The sequence below is a fragment of the Acinetobacter sp. SA01 genome, from assembly GCF_011319235.1.
GTDB lineage: Bacteria > Pseudomonadota > Gammaproteobacteria > Pseudomonadales > Moraxellaceae > Acinetobacter.
In genome coordinates this window covers 22,630-43,585 of record NZ_WXXM01000003.1, presented here as the reverse complement: position 1 = coordinate 43,585, position 20,956 = coordinate 22,630, and the positions used below count along the sequence as shown (strand labels likewise).

Below are 20,956 nucleotides of genomic sequence, written 5' to 3'. Positions count from 1 at the left end.
TGACGTGTGAGCGCAATACCCCTAATATTGCGCTCACACAAACTGGGGTCATAGCTCAGTTGGTAGAGCGCTACAATGGCATTGTAGAGGTCAGGAGTTCGATCCTCCTTGACTCCACCAAGTTCCACCTTTTTTTGTGTTGCCTCAATTGTCCCTATCGTCTAGAGGCCTAGGACATCGCCCTTTCACGGCGGTAACCGGGGTTCGAATCCCCGTAGGGACGCCATATTCAAGATCATCATAATATGGTTATGCTGATCTGATAAAAAACCCAAGCATTGCGACTTGGGTTTTTTATTGTCTCAATCTTTTATCAAATTTTATTTGCGCTGTTTTTGCTTTCTGTGTCATTCCGATTAAAATAAGCGATAAATTAAAATGATGGAGTTGTAATGCAATACCGTTGCCCAAAATGCCAAAGCCCTAAAATTATGCCTGTCGCTCAAGCCGGTAGCCCTGCAGTACGACCTGTAGTTCCTAAAAGCCTGGTCTTTCTTATTCCCGCAGTATTTATCTTATTACTGCTGGTTTTAATTAGTATTGCGATGTGGATTTTTGGCGATGGTGCAGGCTCTACCCTACAAACTGCAACCGTAGTGGCCTTTATAATCTGCGTTATCGCCGGTTTCCTGTTTTACCGTGACCTGCCAGATTTTAAAATTTCCATGCAAGGCTTTATGCAATCGCAAAAGAAATGGAAATGCCGTGAATGTAATCACGAATGGGAAATCTAAAATAGATTCGATTTCACATCGGTTTCAGTGCTGATGTGAATCTTCCTGATGAGGTAAATGTTCTTCGTGATCATCATGGCGATGACAGGATGAATGCACTCCACATTCATAATCTTCAATCTGTAGCGTGATTTCCCGAATACCATGCTGATGCTGCAACATCTCCAAAGCTTGCTGATATAACAGCGTGCGATCTGCCTGAGGCGCATAAAGATGTACCGTCAGATGGACATTTCTGGAACTAATGGCCCACACCTTCAGTTGATGGATATTCTCCACATCCTTTAACGCCAAAAGGTCATTACGCAACTGTTCAATATCAATTTCTTCCGGAACTCCTTCCAGCAGAATGTTGATACTTTGTTTGAGTAAAATCCAGGTTCTTGGCAATACCCAGAGACCGATCAGCACCGCAATTAGGGTATCTATCCACATCCAGCCAGTGAAATAGATGATTGCTGCGCCCATAATCACACCGATCGAACCCACAGCATCACTTAAAACTTCCAGATAAGCCCCTTTTACATTCAGGCTTTCTGTAGCACTGGAAAATAAAATCCGCATAGAAATCAGGTTGATCATTAAGCCAATCACCGCAACTACCAGCATGCCCAGACTTTGAATTTCAGGTGGATGGCTAAAACGCTGATAAGCTTCAAAAAGAATGTACATCGCTACAACAAACAGCATCGAGGCATTAAACAGGGCGGCCAGGATTTCAAAACGCTGATAGCCAAAAGTTCTTTTATCATCTGCCGGCATTCTGCCGATTTTGATCGCCACCAAGGCAATCGCCAGGGCTGCCGCATCGGTAAACATATGGGCAGCATCAGAAAGCAGGGCCAGACTTTGAGTGATAAAACCTGCAATGACTTCAATAATAAGAAAAATGCTGGTGAGCGCCAGGGCAAAGGTCAGCTTTTTGGCATTTGCTTCAGTCACCACTGCATGACTATGATCATGTCCATGCTGTTCAGCCATACATACTCCTTTATTACTCTATTTTTTCTGGTTTTTGTGATAGCGATTCAATTTAACAATCATACGACCATGAGGTAATAGTATGGCATTCTTACCCTAATACCATGAGCAATAAAATTAAACCTCAACACAAGAGATGTCTTTCATAAGTCCTGTCTCTCTCTTGGTTTTACCCTCATCGGCAGAACAAAGGCACTGATAAAAGAAGTTCAATAATGGCTTTTCTATAATCCAGATTAAATAAAAAATCATTTAAAAACAAAAAATTAAAATAAAAAGCACATCATTGTTTTCAAATAAAAATTAACTTACAAATAAAAGAGATTTAATTTCTTAAAAACCTATATATATTAAGAATATTGGATAAAAATCATTTAATCCAGATGATAAGGAGCTGAATATGATCCTGCATAAAATAGAACAGATCGTTTACGCTTGGTTACCTTTATTCGACTCAACAAGACAAGGAAGACAAAATGCCCTTTCCGAAGTGCAGGCAGAATATGCACAAGGGCAATATTACGAAAAATTAGCGCTTGAACATCATCAGACCTTTGAACGCCTGCATGCCTATCAACCCACATCAGAAAACAATCCTGCCATTCAGGATAAACGCAATGCAGTCTGGAACTTTTTAAGTGCGGCATTAAAAGGTCATCGTGATTCTCAGTATAAACTGGGCCTGTGTTATTTGAATGGTGAATTGGGTCTAGATAAAAATTATACCCATGCTCAGGAATGGCTCGAAAAAGCCGCCAAACAAGGTCACCCGGAAGCAATAAAGACTTTAATGTATAGTTATTCGCAAATTGCATTTTAATCAAAAAAACCAGCCCGAAGGCTGGTTTTTTTCATATCAAAATCGGGAATTAAGCACCGATTTTACGATATTTTTGACGACGTGTTGCCAGGTCATCACCATCGCGCTTACGGCGATATTCCTCAAACTCGGTATAGTTACCAGTGAAGAACTCTGGTGTTTCATTTTCAAATGACAAGATGTGCGTTGCAATACGGTCCAGGAACCAACGGTCATGCGAGATCACCATCACAGTACCTGGGAATACTAAAATTGCATCCTCTAGTGCACGTAATGTTTCGATATCCAAGTCGTTCGATGGTTCATCGAGTAAGATTACGTTAGCGCCCATTTGCAGGATTTTCGCCAGTTGTAAACGGTTACGCTCACCACCTGACAATTGACCTACGCGTTTTTGCTGATCTTGGCCTTTAAAGTTAAAGCGACCAATATACGCACGTGATGCGATTTCGTAATCACCAATCTTCAAGACATCCAGACCGCCAGAAACTTCTTCCCAAACAGTTTTGTTGTCGTCCAAGGTGTCACGGATCTGACCCACGTAAGCGACTTTAACTGACTCACCCAGGGTTACTGTACCTGTATCTGGTTGCATTTCGCCAGTCATCATACGGAATAACGTTGTTTTACCTGCACCGTTCTCACCGACAATACCGACAATAGCCGCAGGTGGAACAACAAATGATAAGTCTTTATAAAGGGTACGATCACCAAATGATTTGCTGATGCCTTCAACTTCTATCACCTTGTTACCTAAGCGTGGGCCAGGTGGAATATAGATTTCTGAAGTTTCGTTACGTTGTTGGAACTCACGTGAGTTAAGCTCTTCAAAACGCTCCATACGTGCTTTGTTTTTCTTTTGCTGACCTTTGGCATTTGAACGAACCCATTCAAGTTCTTTTTTCAATGCTTTAGCAAAAGATTCTTCTTGCTTCTGTTCTTGCTCTAGACGCGCATTCTTTTGCTCTAACCAAGAAGAGTAATTCCCTTGGTAAGGAATACCCATGCCACGGTCAAGTTCAAGAATCCACTCAGCAACGTTATCCAGGAAGTAACGGTCGTGCGTAATTGCAACAATCGTACCCGGGAAGTCTTTCAAGAAACGTTCTAACCAAGACACAGATGATGCATCCAAATGGTTCGTCGGTTCATCTAGAAGCAACATATCTGGCTTAGAAAGCAATAAACGGCAAAGTGCTACACGACGGCGCTCACCACCAGACAACTTGGATACATCTGCATCCCAAGCTGGAAGGTTAAGGGCTGCTGCAGCTTGGTCCATCTGGTTTGCTAGGTTATGTGCATCCCAGGCATGGATAATTGCTTCAAGCTTTTCCTGCTCTTTTGCAAGTGCGTCAAAATCTGCATCTTCTGCTGCATATTCAGCAAATACTTCGTCCAGACGTGCTAAAGCATCAAGCGGTTCACGTAAACCATCTTCAACGTTACCACGAACATCTTTATTTGGGTCAAGTGGTGGCTCTTGCTCCAGGTAGCCAATTTTGATGCCCGGTTGCGCACGCGCTTCACCTGAGAAATCTTTGTCTACGCCCGCCATAATACGAAGCAAGGTAGACTTACCTGCACCGTTTAAACCAAGTACACCAATTTTTGCACCTGGAAAGAATGATAAAGAGATGTCTTTCAGGATTTCGCGCTTAGGCGGAACCATTTTAGACACACGGTTCATCGTGTAAATATATTGGGCCACGTAGGACTCCTCTATAGAAAAAGCAACATTCGCACTCTACCCACAGCAGTATGCGAACAAATATTTGGCGGGCATTATACGATGAAAGTATAAAAAAAATAAGGCATAGCCTTCATCTTCAATAGAATGTTACAACTAATGGCGTGTTGGTTTTTTAAACACAATCGCAGATTCTCAGTTTTATTGAATTGTGACCGAATAAAACCCATAGATATAAGAAAATTAGATATTCTTTTCTAGAATACGCACTTTTATTCATATCCACAGGTGATAGACTGATGGCATAACCCACCGAAACAATTAACTCACTTAGATGATGTAAACATGACTTATAAAGATGAAACTTTAGCGATTCACGCAGGGTACAGCCCAGAACCAACCACAAAAGCGGTCGCCGTACCCATTTATCAAACCACTTCTTATGCCTTTGACAACACTCAACATGGGGCTGATCTGTTCGATTTAAAGGTTCAGGGTAATATCTATACCCGGATTATGAACCCGACAACCGCTGTCTTAGAGCAACGTCTTGCTGCACTGGAAGGCGGGATTGGCGCTTTGGCTTTGGCCTCAGGGATGTCAGCGATTACCTATGCCATTCAGACCATTGCGGAAGCCGGTGACAATATTGCGTCGGTTTCAACGCTGTATGGCGGCACATACAACCTGTTTGCTCATACTTTACCTAAACAGGGCATTGAAGTTCGATTCTTTGATTACCAAAACCCTGAAGCCTTGCGTGGTTTAATTGACGAGAAAACCAAACTGGTGTTTGTCGAATCGATCGGCAACCCACTCGGCAATATCATCGATTTGGAAGCCATCTCAAAAATTGCCCATGAATATGGTGTACCGGTGATTGTCGACAATACCGTTGCCACGCCTGCCCTGCTTAAACCTTTTGAATATGGTGCTGACATTGTCGTGCATTCACTGACCAAATATATTGGTGGTCACGGCAATTCAATCGGCGGTGCCATTGTCGATAGCGGTAAATTCCCTTGGGGCAAATATCCTGAACGTTTCAAAGTATTAAATACACCTGACCCAAGTTATCATGGGGTTAATTATGTCGAAGCCTTAGGTGCGGCTGCCTATATTGCCCGTGCGCGTGTGGTCCCTCTACGCAATACCGGTGCTGCCATTAGCCCCCTCAGTGTATTCCTGATCCTGCAAGGATTAGAAACATTGAATCTGCGAATGGAGCGTCATACTGAAAATGCACAAAAGGTCGCGGAATATTTACAGCAGCATCCGAAAGTCAAATGGGTCAATTATGCTGGTTTAAAAGATCATCCTCAGCATGCGCTGGCACAAAAATACGTGAAAGGTAAACCTTCAGCAATTCTGTCTTTTGGTGTACAAGATGGCCGTGAAGGTGGAACACGTTTTATTGATGCCCTGCAACTCTTTACCCGTCTGGTCAATATTGGCGATGCCAAAAGCCTGGCCTGCCATCCTGCCACTACCACCCATCGTCAGCTCAACGAAGAAGAACTGAAGTCTGCAGGGGTGAGTATTGATATGGTCCGTTTATCTGTCGGTATTGAACATATTGATGATTTAATTGCAGATTTGGAACAGGCATTGGCACAAGTTTAAAGCTTTTGATTAGAATGCAATTTAGCCTTCTTTCTAAACGAAAGAAGGCTACTTTTATTTGAGTATAATTTTTTGATTATTTCTCTTTGCTTTGGTTTTAATTCATGGTAAAAAATTAAATAACAGTTAAAACAATAATAGAGCAATTACTCTAATTATATTTGTAAATTCAATTACTTATTTGTAGATTTTTTCCCAACATTCGCTATTATAAATGGCTCGAGAATAGCTTAAATTCCCCAAATTTTGAGCGCTAGAATCAACTAAAAAAATAATCTAAATTTTTATTCTATTGAAACCAGGAAAATATTGTGAATTCTAAACTAGAGAAACTTTTTCAGAATCGAGTCAACGGCAAAGTTGTTTTAATTACTGGTGCATCTAGTGGTATTGGTTTAACCGCTGCACATAAACTCGCCGATGCCGGTGCACATGTTCTGTTGGTGGCTCGTACCAAAGAAACATTAGATCAAGTCAAACAAGAAATAGAAGCCAAGGGCGGCAAAGCATCTGTTTTCCCATGTGATTTAAATAACATGGAATCTATTGATGAAGTATCAAAAGAGATTTTAGCCTCTGTAGACCATATTGATATCCTGATCAACAATGCAGGACGCTCAATTCGTCGTGCAGTTCATGAATCGACCGACCGATTCCATGATTTTGAACGCACCATGCAGCTGAATTACTTTGGTGCAGTACGTTTAGTGATGAATATTCTGCCACAAATGATGATTCGCCGGGATGGCCATATCATCAATATCAGCTCGATTGGTGTCTTGGCCAATGCGACACGTTTTTCCGCTTATGTGGCTTCTAAAGCTGCACTGGATGCATTTAGCCGCTGTCTGTCTGCCGAAGTCCATTCGCATAAAATTGCCATTACTTCAGTTTATATGCCCTTGGTTCGTACCCCGATGATTGCACCAACCAAAATCTATAAATACGTACCCACCCTGTCTCCGGAACAGGCAGCCGATTTAATTGCCTATGCGATCGTGAAACGCCCGAAAAAAGTAGCAACTCACTTAGGCCGTTTGGCTTCAATCACCTACTCTATTGCACCAGATATCAATAACAAATTGATGTCAATTGGTTATAACCTGTTCCCAAGCTCTTCTGCTTCGGTAGGTCAACCACAGAAGCTGAATTGGGTTCAAAAAGCGTATGCACGTTTGTTCCCGGGTGAACATTGGTAAAATTGTGCAATATGAAAGCCAGTCAATAGACTGGCTTTTTTATGTTATAAACACCCATCATTTTTGCTTTTAGATTTTTATGCGGACTGCTGCTCTTATTTTCCAATATGGCTGTTTTGCCTTTGCTCTTTTTCTTTGCTATCAAGTCGGTACTTCTATATACCTGCAAGATTATAAATTGATGGATATCGTCAGCGATATCGGTACTATTTTAATTTGTATCGATTTAGGCGTATTCCTACATTTCAATAAGTCTCTGGCATCGCTAAAAATGAAAAACGCTTCTCAGCAGCCTGCTATTCGGGTTTCAACGATAGAAAAAATCACGCGTAAGTTGGGTCATTTGGGTATTATTCTGATTATCTGTAGCTGGATTGTGCCAATCATTAATTCATAAAGATCAAATAAAAAACCTCCCAATTGGGAGGTTTTTATTATGAATCAAAGATTACTTCGAACCTTTAATCCCGGCTTGCAATAACAATGCACCCAAACCGCCAATTTTATTTTCTTGCGGTTTAGCCGTTTGAGGCTTTTTATGACCTTGTGGGCGGTCGCCTTGAGGACGTGCATGCTGTGGACGTTTAGCTTGAGGCTTACGTTCAGCACGTTGTTCATTCTGAGCATTGTCACGGCGTGGCTGACGTGGTGCTTTAGCCGGAGCTTCTGAACCTTCAGGACGCATCGACAGGTTCACACGGTTACGTTCAGCATCGACAGTTAATACACGTACTTGTACGATCTGACCCGGTTTCACCACTTTGTGCGGATCGGATACAAATTCATTCGCCAGTTCAGAAATATGGACTAAACCGTCTTGGTGTACACCTACATCTACAAAGGCACCGAAGTTAGTTACGTTAGTAATCACGCCTTCCAGCTGCATGCCTTCAGTCAATTGTGACACTTCAGTGATGTCATCACGGAACTTGGCAGTACGGAATTCCGGACGTGGGTCACGGCCCGGTTTTTCCAGTTCAGCCAATACATCTTGAATGGTAGGCAAACCAAACTGCTCATCGGCAAATTCTTCGGCATTCACTTGGCGAATGATTTCAGAATTACCAATAATGTCTTTTACCGTAGTGGCTTTTGCTGCAACAATTTTTTCTACCAAGCCATAAGACTCAGGGTGTACGGCAGATGCATCCAGTGGTTCAGAACCATCTTGAATACGTAAGAAACCTGCCGCCTGTTCAAAGGTACGCTCGCCTAAACGTGGTACATTTTTGAGTGCCTGACGGTTATCAAAACGACCATTTTCCTTACGGAAGTCGACAATCTGTTGGGCAATTGATTTATTTAAACCTGCGATATAACCCAAGATTGCTGAAGATGCTGTATTCACATCTACACCCACCGAGTTCACACAGTCTTCAACAACTGCTTCTAATGTTTTCGCCAAACCGGCCTGGTTCACGTCGTGCTGGTACTGGCCCACACCAATCGATTTCGGATCAATCTTCACAAGCTCAGCCAATGGATCTTGTAAACGGCGTGCAATAGATACAGCGCCACGAATCGAAACGTCTAATTCAGGAAGTTCTTGTGAAGCCAGTTCGGATGCTGAATAGACTGATGCCCCAGCTTCACTGACGGAAACCCGGGTCAATTTCAGGTCGCTATTGGCCGCCATCATTTCAGCCACAACCGCTTCAGTTTCACGGCTTGCAGTACCGTTACCAATGGCAATCAGGTCAACATTGAATTCACGGCATAGACGGGCAAGCTCTGCAATTGAACCTGCTTTATCTTCTTTAGGCGCAAACGGATAAATGGTGCTATGCGCAACCACATCGCCTGACTGGTTCACTACAGCCAGTTTCACGCCAGTACGTATACCAGGGTCTACACCTAAGGTGCAACGTGCACCAGCAGGCGCAGAAAGTAATAAATGACGCAGGTTTTCAGCAAAGACTTCCATCGCCTCTGCTTCAGCAGCCAAGCGTTTTTCAGTCAATAATGAATGTTCGATTTGTGGACGGACTTTGCCTAACCAGAACAGTTTTGCAGTTTGCTTCAAGTAATCTTGACGTGTTTGCGGTTGCACTGTTTCCAGGTTGTATTCAGTTTCAATACGAGCAAGTGGGGCATCATCTTCACCATCCACTTTTAAGCCCAGAACATTTTCCTGACGACCACGCAGCATGGCCAATAAACGGTGGGAAGGTACTTTGTTTAAGTTTTCAGAAAAATCGAAGTAATCGCGGAATTTTTTACCGACTTCTTTTTTCTCTTCACTGGCAACCAGACTTTTCAATACAGCTGTTTTGGCAAATGTCGCTTTAAGTTCAGTGGTTAAGGCAATATTTTGCGCCCAGTCATCAATCAGAATGTGCTGGATCGCATCAAGCTGGCTTTCCACATCCGGATAATCTTCATGGCTAAAGCCAGCGAGTGCTTCCGCAGGATCAACTTGCTCGCTAAAGATTTTTTCAGCAATTGGCCCGAGGCCCGCTTCTTTGGCTTTAAATGATTTGCTGGTACGTTTTGGACGGTACGGTGCATAAAGTTCTTCTAAAGCATTCTTGGTTTCAGCAGCATTTACACGTGCCAATAAATCGTCTGACAATTTATTTTGTTCTTTCAGCGATTCAATTACTTTTTCACGGCGTTCAAATAAATCACGTAAATACGATAAACGGGTGTCGAGTTGGCGTAACTGGATATCGTCCAAGCCTTGGGTTACTTCTTTACGGTAACGTGCGATAAATGGAACGCTTGCACCTTCATCAATCAGCTTGATGGCAGCTTCTACTTGATTTGGACGTACGGCAATTTCTTTTGCCAACTGCTGAACTAAGTCAGTCATCGTGTTTGATCCCACAAGGATAAGTACTAAATGGCATGATTATAAAGACCAAGACCATAAAATCCACAACTGTTTTGATTAAATTTATCAGTGGTCAGTATTGCCAATTCACAGTTTTTTTAGAATTTGCGACAAAATTAGGTGATAAGTAGATTTTAACTCTACATATTCAGCAGGATAAGCGATAATTTAGATGTATATATTTGGTATCTATGTCTTGATTTTATCTGCAATATTTGTTGCTTTAGAGCATAGTAAACAGATACAAATGAATCGTATACTCAAGATCATCCGAACTTTTGTTTACGATGACAATAAAGATAAAGGAGCACATCATGAGTTTAGTGGTACCTGCTGAAAAAACAGATCCAGTACAAAGCGACCCTGATCGCGTCGAGCGCATTCTCGTTGTGGATGATGATGTGCGTTTACGTACGTTGTTACAACGTTTTCTAGAAGATAAAGGCTTCGTGGTCAAAACTGCTCACGATGCAACGCAAATGGATCGTTTATTGCAGCGCGAACTTTTCTCCCTGATCGTGCTCGATTTTATGCTTCCTGTTGAAGATGGTTTAAGTATTTGTCGCCGTTTACGCCAATCCAATATCGATACGCCGATTATCATGCTGACTGCCCGTGGCAGCGATTCTGACCGTATTGCCGGCCTGGAAGCAGGTGCTGATGATTACCTGCCTAAACCGTTTAACCCGAATGAGCTGCTCGCACGTATCCGTGCTGTATTGCGCCGCCAGGTTCGTGAAGTCCCGGGTGCTCCAAGCCAGCAAATGGAAGTCGTGAGCTTCGGCCCTTGGTCACTGGATTTGTCGACCCGCACCCTGACCCGTGAAGGCCAGGTAGTAACGCTGACCACGGGCGAATTTGCAGTACTGAAAGCACTGGTACAACATCCACGTGAACCCTTAACCCGTGACAAGTTGATGAATTTGGCACGTGGCCGTGAATGGGGTGCGATGGAACGTTCGATTGATGTTCAGGTATCACGTTTACGTCGTCTGGTGGAAGAAAACCCTGCACGTGCGCGTTATATTCAAACGGTTTGGGGCGTAGGATATGTGTTTGTTCCAGATGGTGCGGAATAAGCCAATTTTTATCGGATAAGACAAAATCAAATACTTGTCCGGAAAAGCCATTCGCTGCTGTTTGAGCCATCCTTCAACAGAATTTATAGATGAATGATGGCGAGTTCAGCGAATGGCAAAAGTTTTCTTGCGTAACAGTGTTACTCATTTTTAAAAAAAGTAACTTAAGCAAATCCTTCAATTGAATGTCAAAGCAGTAAGACTCAGCCAAGAACATCACTGCCGATTTTCAAAAATAAAAATGCCCACAGGAAGCTGGTGTGAAACTCGAACCCATCGACCCGCAAAAATTTACTGATTACGAAGCTTATTCAGAAAAGAAGCGAACCCGCTGGGAACGCTTTCTGGATAAGATTAAGCCGCGTTCTGCTGCAATGCGTACCACCGTGCTGGTGTTATTCGTTGTGTTTTTCAGTTTATTTATGTCGTTGTGGTTCTTTTGGCGTACGCTTTACCTTCCTGAAATTCAGCAGCATGCCCGCTATTTAGGGGTCGAGCTGGAAATTCTAAACAATCCTGACTTACGTATTTTTCATAATAATGCCGAAGTGGATGCCGATTTATGGCTCAAAAATCGGGTCGGCATTGAATATATTACCAATCCCGCAGAATATCCCCGTGTAAGAGACAAGGTAATTGCCGAGTTTTTTACCAATCAAATAGAAAAAAAGCTGGCGAAAGAACTGAAAGTTGAAAATGTAACGGTTTATTTCCAGTTTAAACCCAGTCCCAGTATCTGGATTCAGACTCCAGAAATGAACGGAAATTGGGTCCGTGAACCTTTAAAAACCTATGCCAACTATAGTCCCGAACTGATCTATGGCTGGTTAGTTGGGATTCCACTGATTGCTGCTGCCATCATTTTGACTCTGGTTCGCCAGTTGAACCGCCCGCTTCGCCGTTTGCAGGATGCAGCGAACAACTATAGCAAAACCGGCTCAGCACCCTATCTGGAAACCAATCATGGGCCACAAGAAATTCGTGAAGTCAATCAGGCCTTCAATCATATGATTTATACGCTGGAGCAGACTGAACGTGACCGCCGTATTATGCTGGCGGGGATTTCGCACGACTTGCGTACTCCGCTAACCCGTATCCGCTTAAGTGCAGAAATGATGCCCGATGATGACTTTTTGAAAGAAGGCTTCATTTATGATGTCGAAGATATGGATGCCATCCTGAACCAGTTCATCTCCTACATGCGTGATGGCTCTGATGAAGAACTTCAGGACACCGATATTAATATGCTGTTACAGGAACTGGTCATTCAGTTCAAGCCGCTGGACGTGCGTTTTGAAGCTGAGGAAGTTCCAATTATTCAAGCACGTAGCCAGTCTTTAAAGCGCCTGATTGGTAATCTGATTAACAATTCCAAACGCTATGGCGCCGAACCGATCGAGTTATCCGCCAAAGTGGAAAACAATCACCTGCTGATTCGTGTCGCCGACCATGGCGAAGGTATTCCTGAAGACCAAATTGAAGATTTGATGCAGCCTTTCGTGCGCGGCAATGAAGCCCGGACCATTCAGGGCAGTGGCTTAGGTTTGGCCATCGTAAAACGTATTGTTGATCTTCATCAAGGGCAGCTTACCATTCAAAATCGCCCGCAAGGCGGTTTGGAAGCACTGATTTCTTTACCTCTACTGCATGATGAAGTTGAGGTAAATATCCCGCAAGGCACTTTAGAAAAAATTAAACAAACGATTACGGGACACTTTTAAGCTTTGATCAATTAATCAACAAACAGTTTCGTTTAATGATTAACCCCCTGGTTTTTACACTATTAAAATCAAGGCATTAAAAACCATAAAAATTCGTTATACCCACATTTTTTCAAAAAATTAGACCTTAGCCTAACAGGCATGCACAATTTGTTTTTTGGACGGTACAATCCGTCTAGTTTTGAACAAGAATTGAGCGTAGACCATGTCTTTAGATCGTATTCGTTTAGCGTCACTTCATGACAAAGTCATGAGCGCAGAACAAGCTGCTACTTTTATCCAAGATGGTATGACTGTAGGTATGAGTGGATTTACTCGTGCAGGTGAAGCAAAAGCTGTTCCCCTGGCACTGGTAAAACAGGCTCAAACAAATCCTTTGAAAATTACTTTAATTACAGGCGCAAGTCTTGGTAACGATTTAGATAAACAGTTAACTGAAGCTGGTGTACTTGCTCGCCGTTTACCGTTCCAGGTGGATAATACGTTACGTAAAGCCATTAACAAAGGCGAAGTGATGTTCATCGATCAGCATTTGTCTGAAACTGTTGAACAAATGCGTAACCAGCAACTTAAAAAGCCAGATGTGGCAGTGATTGAAGCTGTTGCCATTACTGAAGATGGCGGCATTATTCCAACCACATCTGTAGGTAACTCTGCTAGCTTTGCTATTTTCGCTGAAAAAGTGATTGTAGAAATCAACACCAACTTAAGCCCTGCTTTTGAAGGTTTACACGACATCTACATCCCGACGTATCGTCCAACACGTCAACCTATTCCGTTGACTAAAGTGGATGAGCGTATTGGTACAACAGCCATCAATATCGATCCTGCAAAAATTGTCGGTATCGTATTCAACAGCGAATATCACGATTCTCCATCTACCGTGACTGCACCAGATGATGAAACTCAAGGTATTGCGAACCACTTGATCGCATTCTTTGAAAAAGAAGTGGCTGAAGGCCGTCTTCCTTCTAATCTTGGTCCATTACAAGCAGGTATCGGTTCGATTGCCAACGCAGTATTGACCGGTTTGAAAGATTCGAACTTCGAAGACTTGATCATGTACTCAGAAGTACTTCAAGACTGTACCTTCGAATTGATTGATGCAGGCAAAATGAAATTTGCTTCAGGTTCGTCAATTACGCTTTCTGCTAAATATGGCGAAAAAGTATTTAACAACCTTGAACAATACAAAGACAAACTTGTGCTTCGTCCACAAGAAATTTCGAACCACCCTGAACTGGTTCGTCGTCTCGGTATTATCGGTATCAACACTGCATTAGAGTTCGATATTTACGGTAACGTAAACTCAACTCACGTATGCGGTACCAAAATGATGAACGGTATCGGTGGTTCTGGTGACTTCGCACGTAATGCCCACTTGGCAATTTTCGTGACTAAGTCTATCGCTAAAGGCGGTGACATTTCTTCTGTGGTGCCATTTGCTTCTCACGTTGACCATGCTGAACACGACGTAGACATTCTGGTAACTGAACAGGGTCTTGCTGACTTACGTGGTTTAGCACCTCGTGAACGTGCGCGTGTGATTATCGACAACTGTGCTCACCCAATGTACCGTGATGCTCTAAACGATTACTTTGATCGTGCATGTGCCAAAGGTGGTCAAACTCCACACATTCTCCGTGAAGCGCTGTCTTGGCATTCAAACTTCGAAGAAACCGGCCATATGCTTGCTGCTCAGACTGAAGAGAAAAGTGCTTAATCGCCTCACTCAATAGTATAAAAAAGCGTACTTCGGTACGCTTTTTTATTTTAAACCACTGCTTTAGCTGACATCCCCCAATCGAAACTCAAAATCTATAAACGCTGCTCAACCGCCTGACGGTTTTGCTTTTTAATTTTTTCTATTTCTGCATTTAACTGCAGAATCTGCTTATACAAATCATTAAACTGCTTGAGGGGCTGATCCTGATAAAACATAAAGGTCTTGTTCTTTTTCTCCCATTGATTATTTTTAAGAATCTGGAATAAGGCATCCGCCTTATCTAGAATCTGTAGCTCCAGAGCAAATAACGCATGGGTCTGATCACTATCCCGGCTTTCACGCAAGCTATCGGTGAGCTGATGCCTGAGATGCGATTTAATCGATAATTGTTTAGCCCGGGCTAAGGTATTTTGTTCACGCTGTAGGGTTTGTTGCTGATAGCGCTTCGCGAGCCGATGTGCTTGCTGCAACATCTGCTCGGTTTCTGCATATTTCTGCTCGCGGTCTTGGTCTAAACGGTCGATATTTAAAAACTGATCCCAGTGAATCGCTTTCAGCTCGCGCAAATACTGATTTCTTGCTTCGGCATTTTGAATCATTTCACTCAACACAAAATCCGCCATCACTTTATAATCGCCCTGCAGACGATTATCAGAGACATTGATCTGGATCGGCTTAGACCAGTCTTGGGCCTGTTGATAAATGAGTTCGGCTTTTTCATACAATACCGTTTGGTAGCTGTGCAGTTGGCTGAGTTCTTTTTGCTGGACCGAATATTGATACAACATCCAGCCAAATACGCTGCATGTTGCCAATGCCAAGATGAGAAAAATTCTGGGCATACCAGACTCCTCTATACCGCCTTTTTCACATCATAACTTGATTCAGCCTTAAATCGTTCATTTATCAAACAACAAGTACACAAAGTATGCAGGACAGCAAATGAGTTAAAATCAAGTCCATATGTCTTGTTTAAGAAAATGGCTCATTGAAGATTAAACTGCATAGCTAAAAAAGCCCGATGAAAAGGGCTTTTATCGCAACTTTTGAAAGCCTCAGGTTAGAACTTATAACCATAAGCCAAGCCTAAAATGTTCTGACTCATTGTCAAATTCGCTTCACCACCACCAAAGTTTGCAGGAATGGACTCACTGCCCTTTACTTCTTTTTCTAAAGCATGGGTATATGCAATGCTGAGCTCTTGATGAGCATCTACATTCCAGGTTGCACCTACGCTCAAATGATCTTGCACGACCCCGGGTGCCAAGATATTCAAGAAGGTTTGATCCGCCGAAATGGGCTGGTCGTTATGACTATACCCGGCACGTAAAGTTAATTTTGGATGAGCCTGATAGCTTGCTGCAACTTTATACACGTTAATGTCATTCCAGCCAAAGCCTGGACCTTGATCCGACCCAAAAGCATGCCCCTGGAATAGCGGGTTAATCGCATGTCCAACTGAACCGACATCTGAATAGTTAATACGTTCCACATCGGCAGCCACGTTCAACTTTGCTGTCAGCTGATAGGCTGCACCAATACCGTAACTTTCAGGTACATCAAAATCACCTTGTTGTGCAAATAAGCCACTGTATTGATCAAAACGGTCTGCATCAATTTTAGAACTATAATTTGCACCTAGAGTTAAACGCTCATCAAAGAACTTCCCAGCCCAACCGACACGTACGCCAACGCCTGTAGCGGAGTCTTTACCCTTATTACTGAGCTTATTGCCATCGACAGAAAAACCCGCAAAACCGCTAATACCTTTGGCTTCAAAACGTTGATACAAGATATTGGTCGCAACCCCAATCGATTGATTTTTCGCATATTGCCAAGAGACAGCAGGAGAAATAAACACCTGTGACAAATCCACACCCGCACTGCCTTGATTTCCAAATGCAGCAAATGGATTTTGCTTATAGCCGGTATTCATACCGCCATTGCCATAAATAGCGATCCCCAAATTAACTTGATTATTCACTTGATGGTTATAGGCAAGTTCAGGAAGTACAAAATACTTTCGACCATTGCCATCATAATGACCATTGGCACCAGGTACAGCATTCCCCACTATTTCTGCTGAGCGATCAGGAGCAAAAAGTGTAGCGCCAATATCGATTCTTGAGCCCACCCAACTCAACCCTGCCGGGTTATTTGCAATGGTCAATGCATCTTGAAAATGTGCAACAGAGGCTCCAGCATTCCCTTGAGCCTTAATGCCATAACCATGCATAAAATATCCAGTTGTTGCAAATACAGGAGTACTGATCAATGGCAATAAAGCAGCTAAAAAACGGGGAGAAGTGTGAATATTCATGATAACAATTGATTAAATAATAATATATTTTTTAATAATATTGTTTATAGTAATGCTTGTAATCTAATTAAAATGGAATTGCTTATTCGATTTTTTCATAAGAACCCCGCTTCTTTAAGCTTCAATCTATTCTTAAACCTATATGTTTTATACCATTTGATAAATTCCTGATTTTTCATTTTTAGATGCTTTAAATTTTGATCCGAATCCCCATCAATAGAAGCAAGAAAAGATAAGAGAACTCTCATGCGCGTAGATATTTGGTCAGATGTAGTTTGCCCATTTTGTTATATTGGTAAAAAACGTCTGGAAGCTGCTGCTGAACAGGCAGGTTTAGAACTTGAAGTTCATTGGCATAGTTATGAACTTGACCCGGAAGCACCTGTTCGCCAGGAAGTATCCAACTCTGAACGTCTGGCGCAAAAATACGGCCGTACTCTGACTGAAGTTGAAGAAATGCAGCGCAATATTGCCGCAATGGCTGCAGAAGAAGGCATTCAGTTCAATTGGGAAAATGCCAATTCAGGCAACACCTTCAATGCTCACCGTATTATTCATTTAGCACAAAGCAAAGGCTTGGGTTCCGAAGCCAAAGAAGCCTTTTTCTATAGTTATATGACCCAAGGTTTAGCCATTGGTGAACGTGAAACCATAGAAGATGTTGCAGCCCGTATTGGCTTAAATCCGGTTGAAGTAGATGATGTACTCAATTCAGACGAATTTGCAGATTTTGTCAAATTTGATGAAGAAGTAGCACGTGATCAGCTCAAAGTGACTGGGGTACCCTTCTTTGTTTTTGATCAACGGATCGCACTCGCGGGTGCACAGCCACGTGAAGTATTTTTACAGGTGATGAAAAAAGCCCTTGAAGCACCTCAACAAGACAACATAGTTGCTGAAGATAGCGCAATCTGTAAAGAAGATCAGTGTGATGTTCCGGAAAAATAAGCTGAAGTCTTAACTACAGCAAGTCAATAAAAAAATCCCCAGTCCTTGGGGATTTTTTTATTTTAAGATTCATTGATCTATTCAATTCAGTCAACCAAGAAGCTAATTTTTAAATTCACCCGATATTCTGTAATTTTATTATCCTTAATCACCACTTTTTGTTCATTTATCCATGCACCCTGCACATTTTTCACTGTTTCGGTCACTTTATCTATGCCACTTTGAATAGCATCTTCAAAACTTTTATTACTGCTTGAATTCACTTCAACCACTTTTGCGATAGCCATTGTTTTTACCTCAGGTTTTATTATTTTGAGTCCAGATCATAGGACATTTTCTAAATAAAAAAGTGAGTTTTAACATTACAGCGCAAAAACTTACAGCCGGGTCACAATACCCTTATTTGCTTTGAACCTCTTACAAAAGACAACTTATCTATACAAGGTTTGGACACAATTAAAAGCGCAATTCGCTAGGCTAATATGCGGAATATCTGAGTTCCTAATCATGAAATTTATAGAGGTAAATATGAACACTGAAATACAAGATCCGATGATTGATACCAGTCCTGAACAAAGCACATCTACAAAATCTCCTTTTTCACCCACGCTCAAAGGTGTACTGATTGGTGCAGTGGCTGGTAGTGTATTACCCGTTTTCGGTACGTTTAGTGGTGCCATTATTGGAGGTGTGGCGGGAAAAGTTTACGAAAAAAAATACCAAAATAAATGCCATGCAAAATAATTTTTTTATATTTTCAAAGCAGTTAAGACAGATTGTTAACAGACAGTCTGTCTTAGAGCAAAAACTCTAAATATATGATTTATATAATATTTTAAACTCACCGTTCATCTTTTTTCGCTCTCACCGCCTTACTTGATTCAATCACTTCTTGATATCATTCACATGAAATTTATTTTTATTTCTCTCCTTGCCTGCTTCATTTTTGAATGAACCAGACATCCTTTCACTAAAGGAAAATGATGATGAACCTGATTAAATCTCTTATCGCTGTTGCTATTGTGGCTTGCTCTGCCAATCTTTCTGCTCAAGTTGTTTATACCCCAGATTTTCCTGTCAACAAAGCAACAGAAACCGTGAATGCTGAACAAAAAGCACCAGTTGCTAAAGCTGAGACACAGAGTGTGACTGCATCTAGAACAGCTGCCTAATGTAAAAATCCATAAAAAAACCAGACAAAACAAATGTGGTCTGGTTTTTTTATCAGCATAAATTGGCATTTTGTTCACCAGCTTATATTCGATCAGAACATCGTTTTAATCTGTCATTTCATCACTTTCTTTTTATCCCTTTCTTTGCAAAATAACAGGACAGCTAAAGCCTGATCAGCAGATTTCTACTCTCTCCTGCCAAAAAATTGCTTATTTTTTATTTAAAATTTACATTTTTTGCAAATTATGTCTATAAATACTCAAAAACTGACATTTTTTTTCATGCTTTTTTTTACTAAATACATATAATCAAAACAATTAAATAAATAATTCACTCAAGAAGAAGTGTGTATATGCAAGAACTTCAAGCACTGATTCAAGGCAAGATTCCTCCGCAAACGATCAACACCGATCAGTTGATCATGCTTGCTGAGCATTACTCCCAGCCCACGTCTGCAGAATATAAGTTACTTGAACTCGCGATTAATATCGTATTGGCAAGTTATCTAGAAAAAGCGCAAAAGCATCTCTAGAGGTGAGATCAGCACATGAATGTCTTAGAAAAAGCCAAGCTGATTCAAGAATTAAATCAACTCATCGATGGCTTGGAACAACGTTCCTTATCTTTCTTTGAAATTGCCCGCTCAAAAGCCCGGATAAAAGACATTTTTGCTTTATGTGATGAACCGATTTTTAAAAAACAGATTTTACAATTTAAATCCCATAGCCAGCCCGAAAAAGCAGCTACAGATTTCGCCGCTCAAACCCTGTTTCAGCTCTCTTTTCGTGGCGTATTTCAGCAAGGTAAAGCGCTAGAGCAAGCCCTTTATCAACATCCAGATTTTGGCTGGGCTATTTTGCATGATCCTCAACTCGGTTGGCAAATCTGGTTAATTCCGGCAGCAAATCGTACAGCCCTGATCAGCGAATGGGAAAATCTGGATGATGCCTATCACTGGATGCTGCAACAACAGCAGAACTATAATTGCCTAAAAACAGACTACGAACTCAAACAGATTCAAAATTTGATTGTACCAAAGCTAACGAGTGTTTTAACCGAGACTGAGACCAATCTAACTGTAGCTGCTGATGAGCTTCAAACCATTGCTGAACATGAACAATCCAATTTAATGGATTTATCCATAACTGAGCTGTATTCAGATCAAGAGCCGATAGCCACTGAAACATCTGCGCAGCAAAGCCAGCAGCCTGCCGAGATTCAGCAACCGTCTTCAGCTGTAGAACCTGATCTACCGATGGCGGCTTCTACGCTCGCCCACACCGATATAGAGAATACGGCGGCTCCGTCATCTATCATCAAAGATGATGCACAAACCCTGGAACTCAATCAATATGTCGCCCGTATTCATTCGCTACCTGGCGAAGAAGCCTCATTACAGCAGCTATATCGTTTAGACATTCCCAGCCTGCCAGAAATTGCCCCGTATCTAGATTTACTGTTGCATGGTGCAGACCTGGAAAACTGGCAGCATTACCCGATTTATCTGGCAGAGCAGATCAATCAGCAAGGTTGTTTTGTTCGATATTTGGCATTACTGGGTGCAGAAAACCAGACGCAGGCCATGCAGTTCATGCCGTTATTCAATAGTGCCGAGCAATATGCCCTGGCTGCAATCAAGACGATTCCCTGGATAGACCTGGCCGATCATTTTAGCTCTATTGAATCCCTGTTTGATGTCTATACGCATAAAGCCATTTGCATCTGGCATGATGGAAACTATATGCCATTTATTCCTGCACAACTGATTCAAACCCAAAAAATTATTCAGCTGGATGAAAGTGCCGCCGATATTAAAACACCGCTACTTTTACTCAAAGAACGGCAAAAAATACGGCTTATTCATGGGCACAAACGTTTAGCCCTGTCACAGAATGAATCGGCCTATCCTTATTTTTTATTGGAACGCCATCATGGCATTAGCTGGCAAATGATTCAGATGATTACTGCTCAATTCAGTTCCCCTATAAATTGCCGGGAATTATATAAAGAGATTCAAAAGCATATTTCAAATTAAGTTTTTATTTTTTGTAGCAAGAGCTTGCTTTTTAGTGTGATTTTTTACCAGACTAGTCATCATCAGACAATATA

The 20,956-nt window shown here is 41.9% G+C and carries 19 protein-coding genes and 2 tRNA genes; 15 read left to right on the top strand and 6 right to left on the bottom strand.

Annotation, left to right across the window (positions count from 1 at the left end; translation table 11 throughout):
• The first annotated feature begins 44 nt into the window (after window positions 1-44).
• The 3 genes from GTU69_RS04425 (at window position 45) to GTU69_RS04415 (ending at window position 734) form a co-directional block, all read left to right on the top strand.
• Window positions 45-120: transfer RNA gene (locus tag GTU69_RS04425), tRNA-Ala, on the top strand.
• A gap of 30 nt (window positions 121-150) precedes the next feature.
• A tRNA-Glu gene (locus GTU69_RS04420) sits at window positions 151-226 on the top strand.
• 166 nt (window positions 227-392) lie between these two features.
• On the top strand, window positions 393-734 hold the full coding sequence (locus GTU69_RS04415; RefSeq protein WP_166168546.1) for a zinc-ribbon domain-containing protein: 342 nt from the start codon (window positions 393-395) through the stop codon (window positions 732-734).
• Between the two features lie 24 nt (window positions 735-758).
• On the opposite strand, the gene GTU69_RS04410 is transcribed toward GTU69_RS04415, so the two are convergent.
• Window positions 759-1,715: a cation diffusion facilitator family transporter gene (locus GTU69_RS04410; RefSeq protein WP_166168543.1), complete on the bottom strand. Its 957-nt coding sequence runs from the start codon at window positions 1,713-1,715 to the stop codon at window positions 759-761.
• 400 nt (window positions 1,716-2,115) lie between these two features.
• Here GTU69_RS04410 and GTU69_RS04405 point away from each other — a divergent pair, with 400 nt between their 5' ends.
• Window positions 2,116-2,535, top strand: coding sequence for an SEL1-like repeat protein (locus GTU69_RS04405; RefSeq protein ID WP_086197223.1), 420 nt, complete (start codon window positions 2,116-2,118; stop codon window positions 2,533-2,535).
• 49 nt (window positions 2,536-2,584) lie between these two features.
• Here the strand turns inward: GTU69_RS04405 and ettA are convergent, their stop codons facing one another.
• Complete coding sequence (gene ettA, locus GTU69_RS04400) at window positions 2,585-4,246, bottom strand: energy-dependent translational throttle protein EttA (protein WP_166168540.1); 1,662 nt, start codon at window positions 4,244-4,246, stop codon at window positions 2,585-2,587.
• A gap of 324 nt (window positions 4,247-4,570) precedes the next feature.
• On the opposite strand from ettA, the gene GTU69_RS04395 reads away from it, so the two are divergent.
• The 3 genes from GTU69_RS04395 to GTU69_RS04385 all read left to right on the top strand — a co-directional run bounded on the left by GTU69_RS04395 (window position 4,571) and on the right by GTU69_RS04385 (window position 7,444).
• Window positions 4,571-5,848 carry an aminotransferase class I/II-fold pyridoxal phosphate-dependent enzyme gene (locus GTU69_RS04395; protein WP_086197225.1) on the top strand — a complete coding sequence of 426 codons (1,278 nt, stop codon included), beginning with the start codon at window positions 4,571-4,573 and terminating at the stop codon, window positions 5,846-5,848.
• Window positions 5,849-6,159: 311 nt separating this feature from the next.
• Window positions 6,160-7,047, top strand: coding sequence for an SDR family NAD(P)-dependent oxidoreductase (locus GTU69_RS04390; RefSeq protein WP_086197226.1), 888 nt, complete (start codon window positions 6,160-6,162; stop codon window positions 7,045-7,047).
• A gap of 181 nt (window positions 7,048-7,228) precedes the next feature.
• Window positions 7,229-7,444 (top strand): hypothetical protein, encoded by a 216-nt coding sequence (locus GTU69_RS04385; protein WP_240921586.1) that lies wholly within the window; start codon window positions 7,229-7,231, stop codon window positions 7,442-7,444.
• 51 nt (window positions 7,445-7,495) lie between these two features.
• On the opposite strand, the gene GTU69_RS04380 is transcribed toward GTU69_RS04385, so the two are convergent.
• Window positions 7,496-9,859 (bottom strand): Tex family protein, encoded by a 2,364-nt coding sequence (locus GTU69_RS04380; protein WP_166168534.1) that lies wholly within the window; start codon window positions 9,857-9,859, stop codon window positions 7,496-7,498.
• 335 nt (window positions 9,860-10,194) lie between these two features.
• On the opposite strand from GTU69_RS04380, the gene ompR reads away from it, so the two are divergent.
• From ompR to GTU69_RS04365, 3 genes are all read left to right on the top strand, one after another.
• Window positions 10,195-10,959, top strand: a complete 765-nt coding sequence (gene ompR, locus GTU69_RS04375) for a two-component system response regulator OmpR (protein WP_086197229.1) — start codon at window positions 10,195-10,197, stop codon at window positions 10,957-10,959.
• Window positions 10,960-11,219: 260 nt separating this feature from the next.
• A complete protein-coding gene (locus GTU69_RS04370) occupies window positions 11,220-12,680 on the top strand; it encodes an ATP-binding protein (RefSeq protein ID WP_166168531.1) in 1,461 nt (486 codons plus the stop codon).
• Between the two features lie 205 nt (window positions 12,681-12,885).
• Window positions 12,886-14,403: an acetyl-CoA hydrolase/transferase family protein gene (locus GTU69_RS04365; RefSeq protein ID WP_166168528.1), complete on the top strand. Its 1,518-nt coding sequence runs from the start codon at window positions 12,886-12,888 to the stop codon at window positions 14,401-14,403.
• 95 nt (window positions 14,404-14,498) lie between these two features.
• On the opposite strand, the gene GTU69_RS04360 is transcribed toward GTU69_RS04365, so the two are convergent.
• Together GTU69_RS04360 and GTU69_RS04355 are read right to left on the bottom strand one after the other, a co-directional pair.
• Window positions 14,499-15,248: a hypothetical protein gene (locus GTU69_RS04360; RefSeq protein WP_166168525.1), complete on the bottom strand. Its 750-nt coding sequence runs from the start codon at window positions 15,246-15,248 to the stop codon at window positions 14,499-14,501.
• Between the two features lie 218 nt (window positions 15,249-15,466).
• Window positions 15,467-16,726: an outer membrane protein transport protein gene (locus GTU69_RS04355; RefSeq protein WP_166168522.1), complete on the bottom strand. Its 1,260-nt coding sequence runs from the start codon at window positions 16,724-16,726 to the stop codon at window positions 15,467-15,469.
• Window positions 16,727-16,972: 246 nt separating this feature from the next.
• On the opposite strand from GTU69_RS04355, the gene GTU69_RS04350 reads away from it, so the two are divergent.
• A complete protein-coding gene (locus GTU69_RS04350; protein ID WP_166168519.1) occupies window positions 16,973-17,674 on the top strand; it encodes a DsbA family oxidoreductase in 702 nt (233 codons plus the stop codon).
• 86 nt (window positions 17,675-17,760) lie between these two features.
• On the opposite strand, the gene GTU69_RS04345 is transcribed toward GTU69_RS04350, so the two are convergent.
• Entirely contained in the window at window positions 17,761-17,961 is a 201-nt protein-coding gene (locus tag GTU69_RS04345; protein ID WP_086197235.1) for a dodecin family protein, read from the bottom strand.
• Between the two features lie 241 nt (window positions 17,962-18,202).
• Here GTU69_RS04345 and GTU69_RS04340 point away from each other — a divergent pair, with 241 nt between their 5' ends.
• The 4 genes from GTU69_RS04340 to GTU69_RS04325 all read left to right on the top strand — a co-directional run bounded on the left by GTU69_RS04340 (window position 18,203) and on the right by GTU69_RS04325 (window position 20,882).
• On the top strand, window positions 18,203-18,418 hold the full coding sequence (locus GTU69_RS04340; protein WP_166168516.1) for a hypothetical protein: 216 nt from the start codon (window positions 18,203-18,205) through the stop codon (window positions 18,416-18,418).
• Between the two features lie 242 nt (window positions 18,419-18,660).
• Window positions 18,661-18,846, top strand: coding sequence for a hypothetical protein (locus GTU69_RS04335; RefSeq protein ID WP_166168513.1), 186 nt, complete (start codon window positions 18,661-18,663; stop codon window positions 18,844-18,846).
• A gap of 353 nt (window positions 18,847-19,199) precedes the next feature.
• On the top strand, window positions 19,200-19,379 hold the full coding sequence (locus tag GTU69_RS04330) for a hypothetical protein (RefSeq protein ID WP_086197238.1): 180 nt from the start codon (window positions 19,200-19,202) through the stop codon (window positions 19,377-19,379).
• A 15-nt stretch (window positions 19,380-19,394) separates the two neighbouring features.
• Window positions 19,395-20,882 (top strand): hypothetical protein, encoded by a 1,488-nt coding sequence (locus GTU69_RS04325; RefSeq protein ID WP_166168510.1) that lies wholly within the window; start codon window positions 19,395-19,397, stop codon window positions 20,880-20,882.
• The last annotated feature ends 74 nt before the right edge of the window (window positions 20,883-20,956 follow it).

What these genes read in the sequence shown, in the direction of transcription:
- GTU69_RS04415 (WP_166168546.1), top strand. Translation starts at nt 393, where the DNA reads ATGCAATACCGTTGCCCAAAATGCCAAAGCCCTAAAATTATGCCTGTC.
- GTU69_RS04405 (WP_086197223.1), top strand. Translation starts at nt 2,116, where the DNA reads ATGATCCTGCATAAAATAGAACAGATCGTTTACGCTTGGTTACCTTTA.
- GTU69_RS04340 (WP_166168516.1), top strand. Translation starts at nt 18,203, where the DNA reads ATGAACACTGAAATACAAGATCCGATGATTGATACCAGTCCTGAACAA.
- GTU69_RS04350 (WP_166168519.1), top strand. Translation starts at nt 16,973, where the DNA reads ATGCGCGTAGATATTTGGTCAGATGTAGTTTGCCCATTTTGTTATATT.
- GTU69_RS04360 (WP_166168525.1), bottom strand. Translation starts at nt 15,248, where the DNA reads ATGCCCAGAATTTTTCTCATCTTGGCATTGGCAACATGCAGCGTATTT.
- GTU69_RS04395 (WP_086197225.1), top strand. Translation starts at nt 4,571, where the DNA reads ATGACTTATAAAGATGAAACTTTAGCGATTCACGCAGGGTACAGCCCA.
- GTU69_RS04380 (WP_166168534.1), bottom strand. Translation starts at nt 9,859, where the DNA reads ATGACTGACTTAGTTCAGCAGTTGGCAAAAGAAATTGCCGTACGTCCA.
- GTU69_RS04325 (WP_166168510.1), top strand. Translation starts at nt 19,395, where the DNA reads ATGAATGTCTTAGAAAAAGCCAAGCTGATTCAAGAATTAAATCAACTC.
- GTU69_RS04385 (WP_240921586.1), top strand. Translation starts at nt 7,229, where the DNA reads ATGGATATCGTCAGCGATATCGGTACTATTTTAATTTGTATCGATTTA.
- GTU69_RS04345 (WP_086197235.1), bottom strand. Translation starts at nt 17,961, where the DNA reads ATGGCTATCGCAAAAGTGGTTGAAGTGAATTCAAGCAGTAATAAAAGT.
- GTU69_RS04335 (WP_166168513.1), top strand. Translation starts at nt 18,661, where the DNA reads ATGAACCTGATTAAATCTCTTATCGCTGTTGCTATTGTGGCTTGCTCT.
- GTU69_RS04410 (WP_166168543.1), bottom strand. Translation starts at nt 1,715, where the DNA reads ATGGCTGAACAGCATGGACATGATCATAGTCATGCAGTGGTGACTGAA.
- GTU69_RS04355 (WP_166168522.1), bottom strand. Translation starts at nt 16,726, where the DNA reads ATGAATATTCACACTTCTCCCCGTTTTTTAGCTGCTTTATTGCCATTG.
- ompR (WP_086197229.1), top strand. Translation starts at nt 10,195, where the DNA reads ATGAGTTTAGTGGTACCTGCTGAAAAAACAGATCCAGTACAAAGCGAC.
- GTU69_RS04330 (WP_086197238.1), top strand. Translation starts at nt 19,200, where the DNA reads ATGCAAGAACTTCAAGCACTGATTCAAGGCAAGATTCCTCCGCAAACG.
- GTU69_RS04365 (WP_166168528.1), top strand. Translation starts at nt 12,886, where the DNA reads ATGTCTTTAGATCGTATTCGTTTAGCGTCACTTCATGACAAAGTCATG.